Here is a 22,003-nt window from a genome sequence, read left to right as displayed (position 1 = left end):
GACTTTTTGCAACCGATCCGTCGTATGGCCTACAAGAATTCCGAAATCAGGGAAGCGGAGCAACACTTTTTGGGCGAAGTGGCCGCTGTTCTTAATCACTTTCTCACCCAGCGTCAGGAACGCGCAGCCGAACTGGCCGCTCGTTACCAGCAGCTTTATGAAGCCGCCCAAGACGAAAAAGAGCAGGCCGGACCTGCCTATGTGGTGGCGCTTCAGGCCTTTAGGGTCCAGCTTTTCGCCGAGCTCAGGCATTGGAAGGATGGCTTGCAGCAGGAGGGCTATGGCCATTTGCCCCAGCAGATGGACGAGGCCTGTAAGACCTATGTAGAAGCACAAGCCAGTCAGCTGGTGGTTAGGGAAGTCAGTCGGTCCTACCAACTCAGTGCCTTGCGCAATCCCCTGCTTTATCCATCGGCCCTCTGGTTCAACTTCAAGCTGCAGCTGCGCACCCGGCTGCGTCGTTCACGCAATGCCGGTCGCCGCCTGCTGCGCAAAGCGCCCCTGGATGTAACGGTTTATCGCAACCGTCGCCTGCCCTTCCGCGCCCTACTCAGCGAACAAATTTACAGCACTTACTGGCCGGGATTACTGCCCCTGTTCGATGATTTTTTAAGCGGGCAGAGTAAGTTTGTGGCCGGCATTTGGGAGTTGGACGAAGCGGTGGATAATTACAGTTTCAGCGTTTTGCAGGAGCAGCCCGATGCTGCCCTGCTTCCCGAAGGCTTATTGTCGCGTCTCAAGGTGCTTGTAAAGGGTGGCGAGATGGCCCTGGAAACCTTTGTGCGTGCCCACCAGGAGCTGATACAGTCTGCCTTTAACGAGGCCGATCGCCTCCTGCCCAAACTCGATACCCTTTATGTTTCGCAGAAGCGCTTCCGCCCCGAAGTGCTTCGCCGTCAGGTTCAACAAAGTCTGCATAAGAGTCAACGAAAGTTGGGCGACTGGAACCGGACCTATCTGGCACTGGCCGACGATTGGGCGATGGATGTGGAGCTTTCGCACTTATATTTTTCGGTCTTTGGCGCCTACCATCGTATGCAGGGCAGCATGCTCCAGCATTTGGAAGAAGATTTGGATGCCGCTTTTGAGCAAATTGAGGTTTATTTGTCGGACAGTCGCCGGCGTCTCGAAGAGGAAGCACCGGGCAATCCCGGTGCCGTGTTGCGAAAGGAAAGACGCAACGCCCAGCACGACCTGGCCGATCGGCACCTGGCGGGTCTGGTTGAAAAGCTGAGCATCAGTTTTACGGGAGATTTCGACCTGTTGAAAACGGAGCTGGATAAGCTGTTGCAAGGTTTGGCGGAGCAAAGGACCTACATCAAGCAACGCGGATATTTTTCCGGGGCCTCTGCTTCAAGCATCGAGGAGATTTCGCCCCGTGAGTTGCTGCAATTTGAGGCCATCCCCGCCCTGCAAAAACGCATTAAGGCGCTGCGCCTGTACAGCGAGCAACGCCTTGAGGAGGCACGTCTGCAGCTGATGGGACTGGCCACCGTATGGGATTTCAGTCTGGAATCGGCCCTGCTTTTATTGGGGGAGGCCGATGGAGGGGCCGACAAGGCTTTGGAGGGAGCCCTCGAGGGTGCCCGTCGTGCCAGGGAGCAGCTGCGTGAGGCACGCTCGCTGGTTCAGAGCATTCCCGAGCAGGCCGATGCTGAGTTGAAAGGCGGCATTATTCAGTTTAACCTCGATGTGCAAAAGCTGAAGAACACCGACAATGTTTTTGAGCTCAACTTAAAAGTGGCCCGGATTAAAGCCCTGGAACAATCGCGTCGCTTGCGCAAACAAGTTCTGGAAGGTTTTCGTACCCTCTTGCCGCAGTTGTGGCGCGTGATGAAAAGCGGCTATCTGAAACTATTGCGGCTGGTAAAGGACATCAAGCAACGGGTGGGCTTTGTGGAGCATAAGAAATACATGACTTTTGAGCTCTCAGAGTTCATCAACGAAACCCAGGAGGTGTTGCGTCAGCTGCCCTTTGTTTACCAGCGACTTTTTCAACTCACCCCCACCAATGAAACCCGGTTTTTTGTGAATCGCGAAAAGGAATTGGGTGAATTGAAGCAGGCCTGGACCAACTGGCAGAAGGATCGTTTTATAACGGTAGCCGTTATTGGCGATAAAGGCTGCGGGGTGAGCTCCCTACTCAACCATTTTTTGGCCGAAACCCACATTACCATTCCCGTTCTGCGGGCCACACTGGGGGCCAAGAATTTCACCCTGGCCCAGTACCTCGATTTTTTCAACGAATTGTTTCAGCCCGACCAGCCCTTTACTTCCAACGAGGTACTGATTGCCTGGCTCAACCAGGGCGATAGTCGCGTGGTGGTGATTGAGAATCTGCAGCATTTTTACCTCAAGCAGGTCAATGGTTTTGAAAACCTTCAGCGACTCTTTGAGTTGATGTCCAACACCATGAAAAAGGTGTTTTGGGCCGGCGCTTTTACTACGCATACCTGGGCCTATCTGGATAAGACCCTGTACATTTCCAATTACTTCACCAATGAAGTGTTTCTGCAAGCCTTATCTACCGAAGCCATCGAAGAGATCATTACCCGTCGCAATAAGATCAGCGGTTTCCGCCTTCAATTTTTACCCGATCCCGAAACTCGTGAACGCAAAGATTTTGCGGCTATGGAAGAACGCGAGCAACAAGTTTACCTGCGGGAGCAGTTGTTTCGCAAGCTCTCGCGCCTCAGCTACGGCAACATCAGTCTTGCCCAGCTTTATTGGTTGCGGCAGACCCGAAAAGTGCATGAACACAGCATAGATATTGGTTACATTAAGGAAATAGACTTTTCTTTTATTAAGGAACTCAAGGCCGAGGAATTGTTTGTTCTGCAGACCATTGTTCTGCACGACGGCCTTTGTCTGGCCGATTTCTGTTCGGTAATGGGAAAGTCCGAAGCCGCAGCTAAAAATCTTTTGATTCCTATGCTCGAAAAAGGTTTTCTGATTCGGCCCCGTCAAAAATTCACCATCAACCCCATTGTGTTTAATCCCGTAGTGAACTACCTGCACTCACGAAATTTTATCAGCTGATGAAACAAGTGCTTTATCTCCTAATAGGCTGTCTTTACCTGGGCGTCGGCGTGATGGAAGGCCAGTCCAGGCAGTTTGAAAACAACCCCCTGCTGTGGTCGCCTAGGCCAGGTGTGGCCGACAGTGTTCAGCTTGTGGATACTTCCGGGGTGACGGTAGGGGCAGTCCATGAAAGGGGTGTCCTTGCCGACAGTGTTCAGGTTGTTGCTGTCCCCCCGGTGGATGATCTGCCGAAAAGCGACGACTTGCCCCCGGTGGAAGCGCCCCCGGGTCCCGCTATAGATGAAACTCAGGTCGCAGCTGAGACTCCGGCTGAGGCTGAGACTCCGGCTCCGGCTCCGGCTTCGGCTTCAGCTTCAGCTTCAGCTTCAGCTTCGGCGCCGACTTCGGTTTCGGCTTCGACTGAAGAGGAGGGCGATCAGAAGCGGGCAGGGGGAGTAGATTTACCCGAGACCCCCAATGAAGTGCTGCAAATTCTGTCTTTTGGAAAAATATTCTGGGCCTTGGTACTGCTGGTGGTGGCTTACCTGTTTATTCGCTTACTTGTGCGTATTCTGGAAGCTTTTGCCGAGAAAAGCGCCCAGGTGCGCATCACCATAAAGAGTGTCGTTCCGGTGGTACGTATTGTATTGTGGACCCTCTTTTTGGTGGCCATTATAAAGGGCGTTTTTAATCCCCCGCTCGAAACCCTGCTGGCTTTGGGTGCCTCGGTGGCCATAGCGGTGGGACTGGCTGCTCAGGATTTGCTTAAGAATGTATTTGGCGGCATTATGCTTTTGTTCGACCGGCCCTTTCAGGTGGGCGATAAAATAGAGATTGGTTCGCATTACGGCGAAGTGCTGGAAATTGGTCTGCGTGCCACCCGGCTGGTTACCCCCGACGATTCGGTGGTGTCGGTACCTAATATGGAATTGATGAATGCCGCGGTTTCCAATGCCAATATGGGGGAGCTCAATTGCCAGGTGGTGGCCGAAATCATTCTGCCTCTTGATGTGGATACCCAAAAAGTACGAAAAATTGCCACCGAGGCCGCTCAGGTCAGTAAGTTTATTTACCTGAATAAGCCCATTGTGGTGCTGTTTTTTAATGAAATGTTTGAGCGCAGATCTTATTTGAAAATGCGCCTGAAGGCTTATGTAATGGACATCCGCTATGAGTTTCAGTTCAAGAGCGACATGACAGAAATTGTGGTGCGTGAGCTGCTGGCGCAAAAACTGATCAGCAAAGAGGACCTGGGCTACGATAATTTGGGAAAAAGGGCAGCCGGGTCTTCAGCTATCGAACAGTAAAAATCAAAGGAGAGTAAATATAAGTCCCTAACCTGCATTATTCATAAATTATCTATTACGATGCCCAACTACCTGCTAAATACGGACGTCCTCAACAAAATGGATTTGAAAATAATTTATTATTCCCTGCGTCCATTTTCTTTGCGGTTGTCCATATTTATTGGTATTTGAGTATCTCATAACGACAACTTATGAATAAAGCAGGCTAAGCTTATACAGCCTTAAGGGAAAATTTAATACACTATTCAGTTTATTGGAAGAATACTATGTCACAAAAAATCCTTATTCAAAAAGCCTCGGGCGAAATGGTACCCTTTTCAGAGGAGAAGCTAAAAGGCTCATTGCAGCGCGTTGGTGCCGACGACAAACTGGCACGTTTGGTCATCGACGACATCCTTTCCTGGGTTGAAAGCGGTATGCCCACCCGCAAGATTTATGGCAGGGCCTTTGCCCTTTTGCGAAAATACCAACGCAGTGCAGCAGCCCGTTACAGCCTGAAAAAAGCCATCATGGAAATGGGCCCCTCGGGCTATCCCTTTGAGCAATTTATTGGTGAAGTTTTCCGGGCCCAGGGCTACAAGGTGGAGGTGGGACAGGAAGTCTCCGGAATGTGCGTACAGCACGAGGTGGATGTTGTTGCCACCAACCACCGTTTGCAGCACCTGGTCGAGTGCAAATACTACAACAGTCAGGGCAAATACGCCAGCGTTCAGGTGCCTCTGTACATCCGATCCCGGGTCAACGACATCATCAACAAAAGGCAGACTTTTGAGGAGTACCGCAATTTTGAATTTCAGGGCTGGGTCGTTACCAATACCCGATTTACCTCCGATGCCCAGGCCTTTGGAATTTGTAGTGGTTTGTATTTAATGAGCTGGGATTTTCCTCAGGAGCAGAACCTGAAGCACTTGGTAGAACAACATCATTTGTTTCCCATAACTACACTTACTTCCCTCACCAAGGCCGAAAAGCAAAAACTTTTGGCCAGCGGGACCGTGCTTTGTCGGCAGCTGCACGAAAAGCCTGAACTTCTTGATTCATTAGGGGTTTTGCCCTCAAAGCAGCAGCGTGTGCTTAAAGAGGTAGAGGCTTTGTTGTAGCTGGATTGAAAAATTTTCACAATATTTGTGGAAAATTCACCTTGTCTGTGCTGTCCTGTAATGGCAGCATGTTGCGGGGTTTGTTGTACAGCCACTAGAGAAGAAACATTATGGAAGGAAAATCGAAGCGCAGCAGAAGATATGGCGGTTCTACGCATAGGCGTCGTGGCGCCCAGCCAGGCAGAAGTCGATTTTTCAAAGGTGCTTCCGGTTTGGCCTTTCTGGTCTTGTTGATGTGGCATACTTCCGTGCAAGCCGGCAGCAGCTTTCGTAATGTGCTGACCCCATCCTCGCTTTCTCAGTCCTCGGTGTTGGCTATGGTGCAGGACAGTCTGGGGTTTTTGTGGATTGGGACCAAGGACGGACTTAATCGTTTCGACGGCTACGAGTACGTCAGTTACAAATACGACATAGACGATGATGGCACCCTCTCCAATAATGAGATCAGCTGCCTCGAATTACAGGACCATCGTTACTTGTGGATTGGCACCCGCAGCGGAGGCATCAACCGGCTCGATTTATCAAACAGTCGCATAACCCGTTACAACGGGCTCACCTACGACGACCTCATCCGCGACTTGTACATCGACCGTCAGGGGCGGCTGTGGGCAGGGACTTCAGAGGGTTTGTTTTATTATGAGCCCGGGGAGGGGGAGGACAAAGGCCGTTTTATTAATGCCTCGCGCAACGCCATTTACAGACGACACACCAATGAGCCCTTTGGCCCCATACGTAAGAATATTTCCGTGGTATCGGTTTACCAGCACAGTGAGCGCAAGCTGCTTGTAGGGGCAGAGGAAGGTTTGTTCGAGTACGATATGGATGACGGGACTGCTTTTCGCTCCATTTCAGAGGAAACCATTGATAGAACCGTTTTCACCAAAATACGGCGCGACAGCCAGGGCCAGCTGTGGGCCTCCTCCTACGATGGCCTGTTTCGCTTAACCCATCGTCTCAACAACAACAGCTGGCGGGTGCAACGTTTTCATGCCGATGCACCTGAAGGCAGGCGTTTGCCGGTCGACTGGGTCGAAGATTTTACCGAAGACGACCAGGCCAATCTGTGGCTGGCCACCAGGGGTGGGGGACTGGTACGAATGGCCGACAATACGGTGAAGGAGGTTTTTACTTATTCGGAAAGTTCGGAGAATGGCATCCCCGATAACATCATCAATGCTTTGTTGATTGACCGGACAGGGGTGCTGTGGGTAGGCACCGAAAGTCATGAGCTGGTCTATCTCGATTTGTACGCCAAGCAGTTTAAAGTTTTGCTGCCCGGGCAGCAAAACGGCCTCAGCGACAACCTGGTTACGGCCATCACAGGGAATGAAAATGTTTTGGCGGTGGGCACGGCCGCTTCGGGTATTGATGTCTTTCGTCGCAGCGGCGGTCAATTGCAGCGCCTGCAAAACATTCCCCGGGTCATCCTGCGCGACGGGGCCTGGAAAAGTGAAATATCCGCCCTGTTGCTCGACAGCGACAGCATGCTTTGGATAGGATCAGCCGCCAACAGTCTGGTGGTGTACGACGGTCGGCGTTTCGACAGCTACGTTGTCGATGGTTTCATTTTTTCCCTCTTCGAAGACGATCGCGACAACATTTGGTTTGGTACCTGGGGGCAGGGCATCGGTTACATTAACAAGTACTCTCGTCAAATCGAGCGCTACAACGAAACCCCCGCCCACATGCTGGGGCTGGGCAGCGATAAGGCCCTGGTCGTGTTTAAAGATTCGCGCGATTTGCTGTGGGTGGGCACCAAGGGGGGCGGACTCAGTGTTGCGCCCATTGAGGATGTGATGCGGCGACGTGGTAGTTTTACTGTGTTTCGTCACCAAAGCGGCGAATCAAACACCCTGGCCTATAACGATGTGTACGATATTCGGGAGGACAGTTACGGCAATCTTTGGGTAGCTACCGGGCGTGGACTCAACAAAATAGAGCTAGGTCGCAGTACCCCTGTTTCTGAGATATTAAAGGGGCAGGTCAGCTTCAGTCACCTCAGCGAGCAGGATGGTTTGCCGGGGGGACTCGTTTACAGTATTCGTGAGGATGAAACGGGACATTTATGGCTGGGGACCAACAAAGGCCTTTGCCGCTATCATCCGTCCAGTGGCAACCTGGTTTCTTTTGGACGCAACGACGGCCTGCCCGGAGAGCAATTCAACCTCAACAGCGCCTTTCGTGATGCCGCAAGCGGTCACTTGTTTTTTGGTGGCGTCAACGGCATCACCATCTTTCATCCCGACAGCATTGTGAACAACCCCTTTGATGCACGGGTGGCCATTACCGATTTTCGACTGCACAACCGCAGCGTGTTGCCCCGTCAAAAAATCGGCAACCGGGTGCTGCTCGATAAAAACATCTTTTCGAGTGAGGAGCTGCGTTTGGCCCACTCCGACAATGAGATCTCCTTTGAGTTTTCGGCCCTCCACTTTTCCAGTCCCGACAAGATCCGTTACGCCTACCGTCTGGTCGGTTTTAACGACGAGTGGCAGGAAACCGGCAGTCAAAATCGTCGGGTAACCTATACCAACCTGCGTTTTGGCACCTATACCCTGCAAGTGCGCGCCACCAACAACGATGGCGTTTGGGCCCCCGAGGTACGGGAACTTACCCTTATTGTCGATCCGCCCGTGTACCTAACAGTATGGGCCTACCTGTTGTACGGACTGTTCTTCCTTTTCTTACTCTTTGTTTTCAGGAAATACTCTCTGATTGCCGTAAAAAAGAAGAATCAACTGATCATCGAGAGTCTGGAACACAAAAAAGAAACCGAAATTGCCGAGGCCAAAATGCGCTTCTTCACCAATGTGTCGCATGAAATCCGTACCCCCCTGACCCTGATTCATGCTCCGCTGCAGCAGTTGATCGACCGGCAGGAGCTCGACCGGGAGACCCGCGATGTGTTGAATATGATCTACAGGAATGTGAAACGCCTGCTGACCCAGGTCAACCAACTCCTCGAACTGCGGAAAATGGACAAAGGAGAACTGAGTCTGCGCAACTCGGTGTTTCCGCTCGAGACGCTGGTCCAGGAAACCCTGCTTGACTTTGAGCCTCTATTGCGGCAAAACAAAGTGCAAGTGGAGATTAAGGCCCCTAACGAAAGCCTGGTTTCTGCAGATAAGCGCTTGTTGACCACCGTTGTGCATAATCTTTTGTCCAATTCGGTGAAATATGCACCGCCAGGAAGCACCTTGCACCTGAGCATCGATTACAGTCAAAATTCAGAGGCCGAATCCTGGTACACGCTGCGCTTTTGCGACGAGGGACCCGGCATTCCCGAAAGCGAGATCGACAATGTATTTAATCGTTTTTATCAGGTACGCAGCGAAGGTTATGAGCATTTGGCCGGTTCGGGGATTGGCCTCTCCATAGTGCGTGATTTTGTCGAGAAAATGAAGGGCAGTGTTAAAGCTTACAATCTGGAAGCTAAGGGCTGCTGCTTTGAAGTGCTGCTGCCCGAGGGCAACCTGCAGCAGGAAGCAGCCTACTCGCATCAGGAGGACGTTACAGAGGAAAGCAGCTCAGCAGACTTCAGCGACTCAGAGCAGGGGTTGTCGGCCAGCAAGGGCGACCAAAAGCAGGCGCTTTTGGTGGTTGTGGAAGACGATGCCGACCTGGCTGATTACCTGCAAAAGGTATTCGCCCCCCGATTCAGAACCGTTGTGTTTCATAACGGCCGAAAGGCCCATGAAGAACTGGCGGGACTGATGCCCGATCTGGTTATTTGTGATGTGATGTTGCCGGGGATGAGCGGGATAGAGGTGACGCGTGCGCTAAAAACCAGTAAGGAGACCTGCCACATTCCCGTGGTGATGCTCACGGCCCGCACCGATGATGAGCACATGGTCGAAGGTTTCGAATCCGGTGCCGACTCTTATCTGACCAAGCCCTTCAACATTCATGTGTTGGAAGCCCAGGTGGCTTCTGTATTGCAATCGCGTGAGGCCTTTAAGCAGCGCTTCAGCAAACAAATGGTGCTCGAACCCACCGAGGAGGCCATTACGCCAATGGACGAGCGCTTTTTGAAACGGCTTATGGAAATTACCGAGCAGAAACTGGCCGATCCCACCTTCGACGTGTCCTTTCTCATCGACGAAATGCACATGAGTCACTCCATCATCCTGAAAAAGGTGAAAGGTCTCACCGGTCTTTCCCTGGTAGAGTTCATCCGATCCATGCGCATTAAAAAAGCGGCACAGATTTTCCGCCAGGATAAATTGTCCGTCTCCGAGGTCGGTTTTATGGTCGGCTTTTCCGATCCCAAATACTTCAGCAAGTGTTTTACGAAAGAGATGGGCGTGAAACCCACCGATTACCTCAAACAGCACCACAGTTAAAGACGGCTTTCTGTAAATGTTTGTAAGGTAATGTGTTGCCGGTGTCTCCCGGCAATACAGCTTCCGGGTCGGATATAAATTTCCCCTTAATTCACATTTTTTTACCCCTTTCTTAGAGGTACTACACTTACATTTGTATTAATCAATTTTAACATTCAAATGTGAAATTGTATTATTCGCCCTCTGGGTGTTCAAATTGTAGGAGCGGACTGAATGTGGTTACTCCGTTGAAATGTAATTGTTGGACTTAAATTTTTTTTTATTGATGTAGGCAGAACAGCACAGACCAAATTCTGTTAATTTGACTTAATTGGTGATTGACCCCAATCACATTTATCGCTTTACCAAATTATTGTATTTATGAGAAAAACTAATGTGTTCAGCAAAGGCATCGTACTTGCCTTTTTGTTACTGCTGACCGTTCCATTTTTCGCTTTTTCGCAGAACCTCACGGTTTCTGGAAGCGTAATGGATCAGCAGGGCAGCCCCCTTCCGGGCGTGAGTATCCTTATTGAGGGTACCTCTTCAGGAGTAATCACCGACATTGATGGCAATTATAGCCTGAATGCTCCTGGCAACAGTGTTTTGGTTTTTAATTTTCTGGGTTTTGAATCCCAGAAGGTCTCGGTGGACAACCGCAACACCATCAATGTTGTGCTTCAAGAGTCTTATATGTCGCTCGACGAAGTGGTTGTAGTAGGTTATGGATCCATGCGCAGGACCGATGTGACCGGTTCTATGGTATCCGTATCCAATGAGGCCATCGAAAAATCGGTCCCCACCTCCATCGATCAGGTGTTGCAGGGCCGTGCTGCCGGGGTACAGGTGCAGCAGAACTCCGGAGCTCCGGGTTCCAGTTCCTCCATCCGGATTCGGGGCGTCAACTCCATCAATGCCACCAACGAACCCATCTTTGTTATCGATGGCGTAGTCATCGATGGCAACAGCGGCTCCTCCTCCAACAACCCCCTGGCCTCCATTAACCCCTCCGACATCCTTACCATGGACGTATTGAAGGATGCCTCGGCAACGGCCATTTACGGTTCGCGTGGTGCCAACGGAGTTATTCTTATTACCACCAAGCGGGGAGAAAAAGGAACAGCCCGGGTGACCTATGATGGTTACATGGGTTACCAGGAGATTCCTACCCGTCTCGACCTGATGGATTTGCGTCAGTATGCCGAGCACAAAAATGAAAGAGCCGAAGCCAACATCGTCAACGACGACTCCTATTTCATCGATCCCTCCATTTTGGGTGAGGGTACCGATTGGCAGGATGCCCTTTATCAGCGTGCCTTCATGCAGAGCCACAACCTTTCGGTTTCCGGAGGTAGTGAAAAATCGACTTACGCCCTCGGACTGGGTTATCTCGACCAGGAAGGTATTGCCATAGGTTCCGGTTTTGATCGTATTACCCTGCGTGGAAATTTCGACAGTCAGGTAAAAGACTGGTTAAAGGCCGGTGTTAACTTTTCCTTGAGTAACACCAATCAGGTATTGTCTATTGGCAGCGATAACGCCAACAACGATACCATGATCAAAACGGCTATGAAGCAAACCCCCAACGTGTCGGTTCGTAATGCAGAGGGTACTTTTGACGGTCCCGACGACAACATGTACGTACAAACCAATCCGGTTGGTTTGGCCAGCATTCGCGAGAACGACAGAGAGCGCCTCGGCATACGCAGTGGCATCTTTTTGGAAGCAACCCTGCTTAAAGGCCTAAGCCTGAAGACCGAGCTTGCGAGCGATTTTAATATGAACAACGAGTACCGCTTTACGCCCTCGTACCGCTTTGGCGCCTTGAGCAACGACGTTATTCAATCCGAGCGGGTAAAGACCTACAGCAAGTATTGGTCCTGGAACAACATTCTGAATTACACCCGTACCCTTAACGAAGTACACAGCGTTAACGCCATGCTGGGTCAGGAGATGCAGGAATCGAACTGGGAATATTTGTACGGTTATCGCTCTGGTTTTCTGAACAATGCCGCCCACGATTTGAATGCCGGTGACGGTACCACCTCTCAAGCCAATGGCAACAGTGGGTTCCACGCCATGATGTCTTATTTTGGACGTGTATTTTATTCATACGACGACCGTTATATGCTGACTACCACCCTGCGTCACGACGGTTCTTCCAACTTTGCCGAGGACAATCGTTGGGGTTGGTTCCCCTCAGCGGCAGTAGCCTGGAGGATTTCGAACGAGTCCTTTCTGCGCGACAATCCGATCGTCAGCAACCTGCGTTTGCGCGCCGGTTGGGGAAAAGTAGGTAACCAAAGTACCGACGCCTATGCCTACACTTCTGTTATGTCATCGGTCACCACCATTTGGGGAACCGGTCAGTTGGCCGGCAACACCGCCAACCCGGCTCTGCAATGGGAAACCACCCAAAGCAGCAACCTGGGCCTGGACGTCAGCCTGTTTCAGAATCGTGTAGAATTTATCGCCGACGTTTATTATAAGAAGACCGACAACCTGTTGCTGCGTCTTCCCTTGCCGGCTTACTTGGGTTCGCAGGGGCAGGGCTCTACCACCCCCCCTTGGGGCAATATCGGTTCTTTGGAGAATAAGGGGATCGAGCTGACTTTGAATACTGTAAATGTGGATCGTGGTGGTTTCCAATGGCGAAGCAACCTGGTGTTCTCTCTCAACCGCAACAAGGTGATGGAGTTGGATACCGAAACCAGTACCCTCGATGTTACGGTGCAGGAAGGTTCTGAAGTTACCCCGGTAACCCGCACCGTTGTAGGTAAGTCCATCGGTCAGTTCTATGGCTATAAAGTGATTGGTCGCTTTAACAAAGGAACCGATTTCTACTATAAGGACGCCAATGGCCAGGTTAAAGAGGTGGCCCGTCCCGAAGGGATTGGTATTGCCGAGTCGGGCGTATGGATCGGCGACTATATTTTTGAGGACGTTAATGGCGATGGCGTCATCAACGACAGCGACCGGACCTTTATTGGCAATCCCGAGCCTAAGTTTACCTTTGGTATTGGCAACAGCTTTGCCTACAAAGGCTTTGATCTTTCGGTACAACTCGGCGGTTCCTTTGGTAACGACGTCATTAACTATCAGCGTCGCTGGCTCGAGAATCCCAGAGAGAACCACAACCTGTTGGTGAGCGCACGGGATTATGCCCGCCTGGGTGTGGTCGATGCCAATGGTCCGGAGAACGACTACCGTAATTTAGAAGTGGTAGGCGGGGCCGACGATATGTATCGCCTTTCGGCTTCATCATCCAATGCCAACAACCGTATGAGCAATCGCTATGTAGAGGATGGCTCTTACCTGCGCATACAAAACATCTCTTTGGGCTACAACTTGCCTCGCAAGTGGGTGAGTAAGATTGGTATGGAAAACGCCAAGGTATATGCCAACCTTCAGAATGTGTACACCTGGACCAAGTATTCGGGTTACGACCCTGAGGTGGGTGCTCATCAGCAGAATGCCCTGTTAAGCGGAGTGGACAATGCCCGTTATCCTTCACCACGCATTTATACTTTGGGACTTAACCTCACCTTCTAACCATTAAATGTAAGCTATATGAAGAGGAACAATTATATAAAAGCACTCGGCCTGTCCCTGGCTTTGGCTATAGGGATAAGCGGCTGCAACGACGATTTTTTGGACAGCACCCCAAATGACCGGATTACGCTGGAAAATTATTTCCAGAATAATGCAGAGTTACAGGCTGCTACTGCTCCCCTGTACAGTAAGGTGTGGTTCGACTTTAACGATAAGTTTTACTACGCCCTGGGCGACGGACGGGGCAATAATCTCTTTGCACCCTATTCGGATTACATCTATCCCTTTACCAACTTTACGGAGACATCGCTGACGGGACCAATGGTTTCGGCCTGGGGATCGTTTTATAACATCATCGGCCAGTCGAACAACACCATCAACAACATTCGTAAATTTGCTGTAAATGTGACCGAGGAACAAAAGAATGTAGCCATTGCTGAAGCGCGCTTTATGCGGGGTGTGGCCTATTGGTACCTGGCTTCTCTTTGGGGCGATGTCATCTTAATCGAAGACAATGCCGCCATGGTCAATAATCCCATTGTGCCCACCAATCCGCGCAACGATGTGTTTGAGTTTGCCATCCGCGATTTGGAATTTGCCGCTAAATACCTGCCGGAGACTGTTGGTCAAAGTGGTCGTTTAACCAGCTGGAGCGCCTACGGCATGTTGTCCCGTGTTTACCTTTCCTTTGCGGGACTGCACGGCAACAGTGATCCGAACAGCGGCACACGCAGCGCCGAATATTTGGAGTTGGCCAAAAAAGCCGCACTCAAAGTGGCTGAGGAGAGTGGACTGGAATTGAATGAAGACTATGCCGCCTTGTTTACCCTGGAAGGCAACCACGATCCGGAGCACTTATTTACGCTAAATTGGGTGGGCGGTTCCACCGAGTACGGGATCACCAATACCCAGCAGGCTTACTTTGCCTGGAATTCAGAGATTACCGGCGACGATGCTGCCTGGGGTTACTACACCTATGCTTCCTGGGACGTTATCCGTACCTACGAAGCCGCCGATCAGGAGCGTTTGCACGCTACTTTTGCAACCAATGGGGCCTTTTATCCCGAGTTGCGCAAAGAAGACGGTGGCTACACCTACGAAGAAACCGACCGTTGCAATGTGAAGAAGGGTGTGGTAGGTTCTTCTAAGGACAATGATGGCATAGTGCAAAGGATGAATTCCGGTGCCACCACCAAGATGCTGCGTTTGGCTGAGGTGTATTTGAACCTGGCCGAAGCCATTCTGGGCAATAGTGCCAGTACCAGCGATGCCGTAGCTCTTGAATATTTTAACAAAGTCCGCACCCGCGCCGGCATGTCTACCAAGTCCGAGATCTCATACAGCGATTTGCATTACGAGCGTCGTGTTGAGCTGGCTATGGAAGGTCAGTACTGGTACGATTTGGTGCGTCGTTCTTATTACAAGCAGCAGGAAGTCATCAACTACCTGAATAATCAGGAGCGTGCTGTTCAGTATGAGTATGAAAATGGCCAGTACGTTGCCGGAGACGCCAATACGGCGCAACAGGTGGCTACCGCTACAGAGAGCATGTTGTTGTTGCCTTACCCCGAAGGGGAGTTGGTTCAAAATCCCTTGTTGCGCCAGGATCCTGTTCCTTATGTGTTTAATGAGGAACGCATCAACCTTTTTGAGTAAGGGCATGGAGTCATTGGTTTAATTACTAAAAGATATGTATATGAAAATGAAGATAAATTTGTGGTTGTTGCTCGGTGCTTTGCTTTCCGGGGCATTTTTTACCGCATGTGATGACGATGACGATCCCAATTTGGAAGCTCCCATCAGCATTTCGGGAGTTTACCTGCAGGATCCGGAGTCTTCCGTTCCCAGTCGTAATGTGGAGTTTATTCGTTTGGGACAGGTTGTCCGTATTACCGGCTCCGGTTTTACCGGTCTTCGTCAGGTTTTTGTGAATGGACACAAGACCTATTTTAATCCGGTATATGTATCGGATCAAAATGTATTGTTTCAGCTTAGTGGAGATACACCTACCACCGAGGCTGCCGAGGAAGTGCGTAATACCATTCGTCTGGTAAAGTCGGGTGGCATTGAAAAGACGCTGGACATTGAAATCAGAGAGGCAGCACCCCGTATTAGCAGTATTTCGCACACCATGCCCCAGGCCGATGAGGTCATCACAGTTTATGGATCGGGTTTAAAGGAAATCGAGCGTGTGGTTTTTCCCGGAAATATCGAAGTGACCGGGGGCGACATCGTTTCCGATGAGGATGGAGAGTTCTTTACAGTGGTGGTTCCTTCGGGACTAACAGAGAGTGGCGCTTTGTTTGCCTTCGGGGCCAACGGTGGTGCTTATTCTCCCGCCTATTTCAACTTCAAAGAGGGGGTCATTCTCGATTTTGATGGTTTGGGTCAGCAAGGCTTTTGGAGCTGGAGCGAGACCGGCAGCATGATAAACGACGAGGACCTGGAATCAGCTGTAATTGGTGAAGGCACTCAGTCGCAAGGCAATTATGTGGCCCATCGTCCCGCCCGCGTTGCCGAGTTTAATGTAGCCAACCGTCGCTCGGAGGTGTGGACCGCCGGTAATGATGTGGACGACTGGCGGGGTCAGTTGACTCCCTACATCCCGGCCACGACGCCTGTTAATCAGGTGGCCTTTCAGTTTGATGTGTATGTGCCCCAGCCCTGGTCCGGCACCGGTTTCCTCAAACTCCTTTTGATGAACAACTACAACGGCGGCGAATGGGCAGGATATACCTACAATTATGTGCCCTGGATCGACAATAAGGAGGTCGTTCCCTTTGAGACCGAAGGATGGGTTACGGTTACTGTTCCTTTCAGCGATTTCTATGGTTTTTCTGAACCCGAGGAGGGGGAGGAATTTACCTTCGAGAATGTTTTGGCAGCCAGGGAAGGAGCCACTTACAAGAACTTCGGTATTTATTTCGAAAACTCCGATTTCAACCTGGGTCAGCTTACCGGAAACGATGCGGATGCAGAAACGGAATTTGCCGGATCGGCCTTTACGCAGAACGTTTATACCGACAATTGGCGTGTAGTGCCTCTGGAGCAGCCTGAATACTCCGATTTTCCGGATGAAGAAGAAGCTGAGTAAGTTTATTTTATTAGACAAGTAAAATGAAACATATGAAATATAAAAGCATATTGCCTCTGGCGGGATTGGCCGTTTTAATGGCCACCGCCTGCGACGATTCCAAGATGGAATGGGTAGAGCGCGATCCGGCAACGGAAATCACAGCCGCAGAGATCCCTCTTAGTCTGGCCGAGAAAATTGCCAAGTACGATGACCTGCTGGCCTATACCGATCTGAATTTGGGGGTTGGTGTTGATTTGGCCAGCTACATGGAAGCGGGTAAGTACGACAGCATTGTGAACGACAACTTTCGGGAAATCGTTATTGGTTACGACATGAAGCACGGCGCCATGGTGAACGGTCGTGGCGAAATTAACTTTGAAACGGTTGACGGACTGGTGGCCAAGGCTAAGGAAAATGGCCTTCATGTTTACGGCCACACCCTGGTATGGCACACCAATCAAAATGCCAGTTATTTGAACAGTCTTTTGGCGCCGGAAATTATTCCCGGTCCCGCCGGCAGTAATTTGCTCGACGTGTCGGGTCTGGAAGACGGCAGCTTTACCGGGTGGAACAGAGCCAATCCCGGAGAGGGCATTACTGTTGAAGAAGGTGCCGGTATGGGTACCGGAAGCAATGCTGTGAAGTTGGTGGCCAGTGTCACTTCTGCCAATTACTGGGATCTTCAGTTGAAGAGTCCTGAAATTCCTTTTGTTGCAGGGCACACCTACCAGGTCACCTTTTTTATCCGAAGTGATGATGCCGGTCAAGGCCGCATTTCTTTACCTGGTAATGTTAATGAGTATCCCTGGATCGATTGGACAGGAACCGGCTCGGGCACCGAGTCCTTCACCACTTCGTCCGCCTGGCAACAGGTGCAGTTCAATATTACCGAAATGGCAGAAGGCTCCGACGCCTTTCTCCTTTCCTTTGACCTTGGAAAACTACCCGGGGTGACTTACTACATCGACATCGATAATCTGAGTATAATCGACCTTGATGCCGAGCCAACGGTGGTAAATATGGTAGCCAATGGCGATTTTGAGTCGGGCCTTGAGGGTTGGAGTAAATACAACGGTCCGGATGGGCAGCCCACTCTTGCCACCGGCGGCGACGCCTTTCAGGGCGAAGGGGCCATGCGCGTTGAGCACGAGCTCAACGATCCAGGCAGCCAGTGGCAGGTACAGATCCACACCGATTTTACCGAGGTGCTTCCTGAAGGCGATTATAAAGTATCGTATTACATTCGTTCGGAGGCGCCCGGAAGTGTACGTTGTTCAACCACCGGTACCGCAAGGTATCAGGGCGACCAAGCGACCAACAGCACCTGGAAGCTTATCGAGTGGACCATTACTTCGGACGGCGCCATTGATGGACTGAATTTTGATTTGGGTGCCGTTTCCGGGGTTTATTACATCGATAATGTGGTGGTAAGTGCAGTAGAGGCTCCCGCAGGCGCTCCCGCGCTGAAGAGTGCCACCATTATTGAGAAAACCGATGAGGAAAAGACCCAGCTTATTGGGGAAGCTATGGAAAGCTGGATCACCGCCATGATGGCGCATTATAAGGACGAGGTTAAAGCCTGGGACGTATTGAACGAGCCCATGAAGGAGAACGGCACTTTGCGCGACGGCGATGTGGCCGAACCTGCTGACGATGAGTTTTACTGGGTGAAGTACCTGGGTGAGGATTTTGCAGTAAAGGCCTTTCAGCTTGCACGTGAACACGGGGGCGATGATCAGCTTCTGTTTATGAACGATTATAATTTGGAGAATCCTGCCAAAGTAGATGGTTTTATCGCTTACGCCCAGGATCAAATCGCAAAGGGTGCTCCCATTGATGGATTGGGCACACAAATGCACGTGAGCATTTCCACCTCCAAGGAGAACATCGCTGAGATGTTTACCAAGCTGGCCGCCACCGGGCTGCTGGTGAAGGTGTCGGAGCTGGATGTGCAGGTGGGTACTACCACACCCTCGTTGGAGCAATTGCTGCAACAGGCTGAGATGTACCAGTACATTGTTGAAAAGTACCTGGAGTTGGTTCCTGCCGAGCAACAATACGGCATTACTGTGTGGGGCATTCAGGATCCTAATGGCGAAGGTTATTGGCTCGCCGATGACGCTGCACCCATTTGGGACAAGGATTACCAGCGGAAACCCGCTTATAAGTACTTTGTCGATGGCCTGGCCGGACGCGATGTAAGTGAAGATTTTGACGGATTAGATTATTATTAAAACCAATTGTGGTTTCACTCTTTAAGGGAGGGTGATTGGCGAAGGGGAAGGAGCTGTTTAACAGTCTCTTCCCCTTCTTTTATGCTTGTGCTTAATGGTCTTTTAAGGGGCTCTTCCCCATGGTGGGACTTAAGGCCGTTAAATTGTCCTCTGAATCTCCCTTTTTCTACTCTTGTTGGTAAAAATCTACTCTTTTTGTGCAGAAATTTCTCCTTTTATCCCCTTAGGAGCGCTTAATTTCACAGTCGTTAACAGAATTTATCTGTTTTAATCAAAATTCTTATTCACTCTTATCTAATTGTTTTATGAGAAAAATCGATGTGTTTAAAAAGGGGGTAATTGCTACGCTATTCCTTCTTTTAAGCGTACATTTTGGGGTCGGAGCCCAAAATGTAGCGGTTTCGGGTCAGGTGCTTGACTCGTCCGGATTGCCACTTCCCGGAGTCAATATTGTGGTTGAAGGTACTGCTACCGGAACCATTTCAGATTTTGACGGCAACTATTCCATTACTGTTGCTCCGGATGCTGTTCTGGTTTTTAATTTTATTGGATTTCAGGCTCAGAATGTGCCCGTTGAGGGACGCGCTCTGATTAATGTGGTTATGGAAGAAGATTTCCTGAGCTTGAGCGAGGTGGTGGTTGTTGGTTATGGAACGCAACGACGCGAGGCCGTGACCGGCTCTGTTGCTACAGTTCGTGGGGATCAGCTGCGTGAGGTTGCCTCTGCAAACGTAACCCAGGCCCTTCAAGGTCGGGTTTCAGGTGTTGAAATGTCTCAGGTGTCTTCAAAGCCTGGTGCCGAAATGCAGATTCGTGTAAGGGGAACCCGTTCTTTGAACGCCAGTAACGATCCTTTGATTGTGTTGGATGGGATTCCCTTTGCCGGTAAAATTGGCGACATCAGTCCCAGTGACATCAAGAGTCTCGATATTCTGAAGGATGCCTCTGCGACGGCTATTTACGGATCACGTGGTGCCAACGGGGTCATCCTTATCACTACCAACAAGGGGCAAAAGGGCCAAGAGGCCCGTGTAACTTACAATGCTTACACCGGAGTTAAAACCTTGTTCAATGAGTATCCTATGATGAACTCGGTTGAGCTGGCTGATTTGCGTGAGGCTGCCGGTTTGTACTCCAACAGTCTGGATGAATCCATCGACAACAACACCAACTGGCAAGATTTGATGTATGAAAACGGCATCGTGAACAGCCACGACCTCGGTGTTTCGGGAGGTACTGAAAATGCCAATTATAACTTTGGAATTGGTTATTATAAGGATGAGTCCCTGCTTCCCGGACAGAACTACGATCGTTACTCGCTTAGGGCCGCTATCGATCAGCAAGTGGGACAATATTTCAATTTTGGTTTTACTACCAATACCAGTTACTCCACCACCAATGGTGCCGATTTGGGCTTGTACAATACCTTGAGTGCTTCTCCTTTAGCCAGTCCCTATAACGCCGATGGCAGTCTCAAGCGCATCATCAGTATGCCCTCCGATGATCAATGGGTTTATACTCGTGAGAGCATTGAGAATTTGGGCGATGGCTGGGCACACAAAACCCGTGGTTTTGGTACTTACAACTCACTTTATGGTGAAGTTGAAGCCCCTTGGGTAGAAGGTTTAAAATACCGTGTGAATCTTGGTTTGAATTATCGCCAGGAAAATCATGGTCGCTACACCGGTGAGGGAGTGTTTAACGTAACTCCGGACAATCCTTCAACCGCTGCTATTTCAAACGCACATACGACCAATTGGGTGGTTGAAAACCTGTTGACTTATGATCGTGCTTTCGGCAAGCACAACTTCAATGTGGTGGCCTTGTATTCGGCCGAAGAAACTACCTATTTCAAGTCTGAGCTGTCCGCACGTGACGTTCCTTCTGATCACCTGCAGTTCTACAACCTGGGACACGCCGATGGGGAACTCAGTGTAAATCCGGATAATCAGGATTATTATAAAAGTGGACTTTCTTCCTGGATGGGACGTGTTATGTATGCCTACGATAACAAGTACATGCTTTCCGTGGCTTTGCGTTCAGATGGTTCTTCCCGTTTGGCACCCGGTTACGAATGGCATACCTATCCTGCTGTATCGGCCGGTTGGAACATAAAGAACGAAGCTTTTATGGACAATGTGGTTTGGTTGAATCAGTTGAAGTTACGTGTTGGCTATGGTCAGACTTCTAACCAGTCGATCGATCCTTATTCTACCCTTGGACGTCTTTCAACCCGCCCCTATAATTTTGGTGACTCATTTGCAACAGGCTTTTATGTATCTGAGTTGCCCAACCCGAATTTGGGATGGGAGTTTACCGAGACCATGAACTATGGTTTGGATTTCTCTTTGTTGAGTCATCGTTTGAGCGGTACCTTTGAATACTATCAACAAACGACCAAAGACCTTTTGTTCCGTGTTAACCTGCCGTCTACTTCCGGTGTAGGAAGTTACATGGCCAATATCGGTGAATCTGAAAATAAAGGTTTTGAATTAAGTCTTAACGGAGTTATTGTTGACGATCGTAATGGATGGAGCTGGGATGCCGGCATCAACCTGTATGCCAACCGTAACAAGCTGACCAAACTGGCCTCGGGTCAGGAAAGAGATGAGAACAACTGGTGGTTTGTTGGTCACCCGATAGATGTGATTTTTGATTACGAGAAGGTTGGTCTTTGGCAGGAAGACGATGCACATCGCGACATCCTGGAGCCCGGAGGCAATGCCGGTATGATTAAGGTGAAATATACCGGAGAGTACAACGCCGACGGAACGCCCGTTCGTGCCATTGGACCTGATGACCGTCAGATTCTGAGTCTTGAGCCCAAGTTTCAAGGTGGTTTTAACACGCGTGTAGCCTATAAGAATTGGGACTTGAGCGTTGTAGGTGCCTTCAAAAAGGATGGCGTCCTTATCAGCACCCTGCACTCTTCTTCGGGTTATCTGAATATGATGAGCGGACGAAGAAACAACGTGAAGGTGGATTATTGGACCCCCGAAAACACTGGAGCCAAGTATCCTAAGCCAGGAGGCGTTGTTAGTAACGACAACCCCAAATACGGCAGTACTTTGGGCTACTTTGATGCTACTTACATGAAGGTTAGAACCATTACTCTGGGTTACAACTTCAACAAATCGCTGCTCGATAATTTTGGCATTGAGCGTTTGCGTATGTATGCGACCATCCAGAATCCTTTTGTGATGTTCAGCCCCTTTAAAGATGAAACGGGTCTTGATCCGGAAACCAACTCTTATGGAGACGAAAATGCTGCTGTTACGACTCAGTATAAGCAACGTTTGCTTACTGTCGGTACCAACTCACCCGCTACACGTAACTTCTTGTTTGGTTTGAATCTGACCTTCTAATATTGAATTTCTTTAAAAATTATCTT

9 protein-coding genes are annotated in these 22,003 nt (G+C 50.1%); all 9 read left to right on the top strand.

Features of this window, described 5'->3' with window-relative positions:
* The first annotated feature begins 24 nt into the window (after window positions 1-24).
* Window positions 25-3,039 carry an ATP-binding protein gene (locus B4W65_RS12175; protein ID WP_088655441.1) on the top strand — a complete coding sequence of 1,005 codons (3,015 nt, stop codon included), beginning with the start codon at window positions 25-27 and terminating at the stop codon, window positions 3,037-3,039.
* The gene (locus B4W65_RS17460; protein ID WP_205741267.1) at window positions 3,039-4,328 is read left to right on the top strand and encodes a mechanosensitive ion channel family protein; all 1,290 of its coding nucleotides are present in this window, start codon (window positions 3,039-3,041) and stop codon (window positions 4,326-4,328) included. Before B4W65_RS12175 ends, B4W65_RS17460 begins: the two co-directional genes overlap by 1 nt.
* 266 nt (window positions 4,329-4,594) lie before the next feature.
* The gene (locus tag B4W65_RS12165; protein ID WP_088655439.1) at window positions 4,595-5,428 is read left to right on the top strand and encodes a restriction endonuclease; all 834 of its coding nucleotides are present in this window, start codon (window positions 4,595-4,597) and stop codon (window positions 5,426-5,428) included.
* Between the two features lie 110 nt (window positions 5,429-5,538).
* Window positions 5,539-9,771 carry a hybrid sensor histidine kinase/response regulator transcription factor gene (locus tag B4W65_RS12160; protein ID WP_088655438.1) on the top strand — a complete coding sequence of 1,411 codons (4,233 nt, stop codon included), beginning with the start codon at window positions 5,539-5,541 and terminating at the stop codon, window positions 9,769-9,771.
* Window positions 9,772-10,131: 360 nt separating this feature from the next.
* On the top strand, window positions 10,132-13,302 hold the full coding sequence (locus B4W65_RS12155; protein WP_088655437.1) for a SusC/RagA family TonB-linked outer membrane protein: 3,171 nt from the start codon (window positions 10,132-10,134) through the stop codon (window positions 13,300-13,302).
* 18 nt (window positions 13,303-13,320) lie between these two features.
* A complete protein-coding gene (locus B4W65_RS12150) occupies window positions 13,321-14,958 on the top strand; it encodes a RagB/SusD family nutrient uptake outer membrane protein (RefSeq protein WP_088655436.1) in 1,638 nt (545 codons plus the stop codon).
* Window positions 14,959-14,998: 40 nt separating this feature from the next.
* Window positions 14,999-16,396, top strand: a complete 1,398-nt coding sequence (locus B4W65_RS12145; RefSeq protein ID WP_088655435.1) for a glycan-binding surface protein — start codon at window positions 14,999-15,001, stop codon at window positions 16,394-16,396.
* 32 nt (window positions 16,397-16,428) lie between these two features.
* A complete protein-coding gene (locus B4W65_RS12140; RefSeq protein ID WP_088655434.1) occupies window positions 16,429-18,612 on the top strand; it encodes an endo-1,4-beta-xylanase in 2,184 nt (727 codons plus the stop codon).
* A gap of 305 nt (window positions 18,613-18,917) precedes the next feature.
* Window positions 18,918-21,977 carry a SusC/RagA family TonB-linked outer membrane protein gene (locus tag B4W65_RS12135; protein WP_088655433.1) on the top strand — a complete coding sequence of 1,020 codons (3,060 nt, stop codon included), beginning with the start codon at window positions 18,918-18,920 and terminating at the stop codon, window positions 21,975-21,977.
* The last annotated feature ends 26 nt before the right edge of the window (window positions 21,978-22,003 follow it).

This window comes from Geofilum rhodophaeum (assembly GCF_002210225.1).
Taxonomy (GTDB): Bacteria; Bacteroidota; Bacteroidia; order Bacteroidales; family Marinilabiliaceae; genus Geofilum; species Geofilum rhodophaeum.
The sequence above is the reverse complement of the archived record's forward strand: the minus strand, read 5'-3'. Positions and strand labels throughout refer to the sequence as shown.

Coding starts and splice junctions, on each gene's coding strand:
- B4W65_RS12155 (WP_088655437.1), top strand. CDS start 10,132: ATGAGAAAAACTAATGTGTTCAGCAAAGGCATCGTACTTGCCTTTTTG.
- B4W65_RS12175 (WP_088655441.1), top strand. CDS start 25: ATGGCCTACAAGAATTCCGAAATCAGGGAAGCGGAGCAACACTTTTTG.
- B4W65_RS12135 (WP_088655433.1), top strand. CDS start 18,918: ATGAGAAAAATCGATGTGTTTAAAAAGGGGGTAATTGCTACGCTATTC.
- B4W65_RS12160 (WP_088655438.1), top strand. CDS start 5,539: ATGGAAGGAAAATCGAAGCGCAGCAGAAGATATGGCGGTTCTACGCAT.
- B4W65_RS17460 (WP_205741267.1), top strand. CDS start 3,039: ATGAAACAAGTGCTTTATCTCCTAATAGGCTGTCTTTACCTGGGCGTC.
- B4W65_RS12150 (WP_088655436.1), top strand. CDS start 13,321: ATGAAGAGGAACAATTATATAAAAGCACTCGGCCTGTCCCTGGCTTTG.
- B4W65_RS12165 (WP_088655439.1), top strand. CDS start 4,595: ATGTCACAAAAAATCCTTATTCAAAAAGCCTCGGGCGAAATGGTACCC.
- B4W65_RS12145 (WP_088655435.1), top strand. CDS start 14,999: ATGAAAATGAAGATAAATTTGTGGTTGTTGCTCGGTGCTTTGCTTTCC.
- B4W65_RS12140 (WP_088655434.1), top strand. CDS start 16,429: ATGAAATATAAAAGCATATTGCCTCTGGCGGGATTGGCCGTTTTAATG.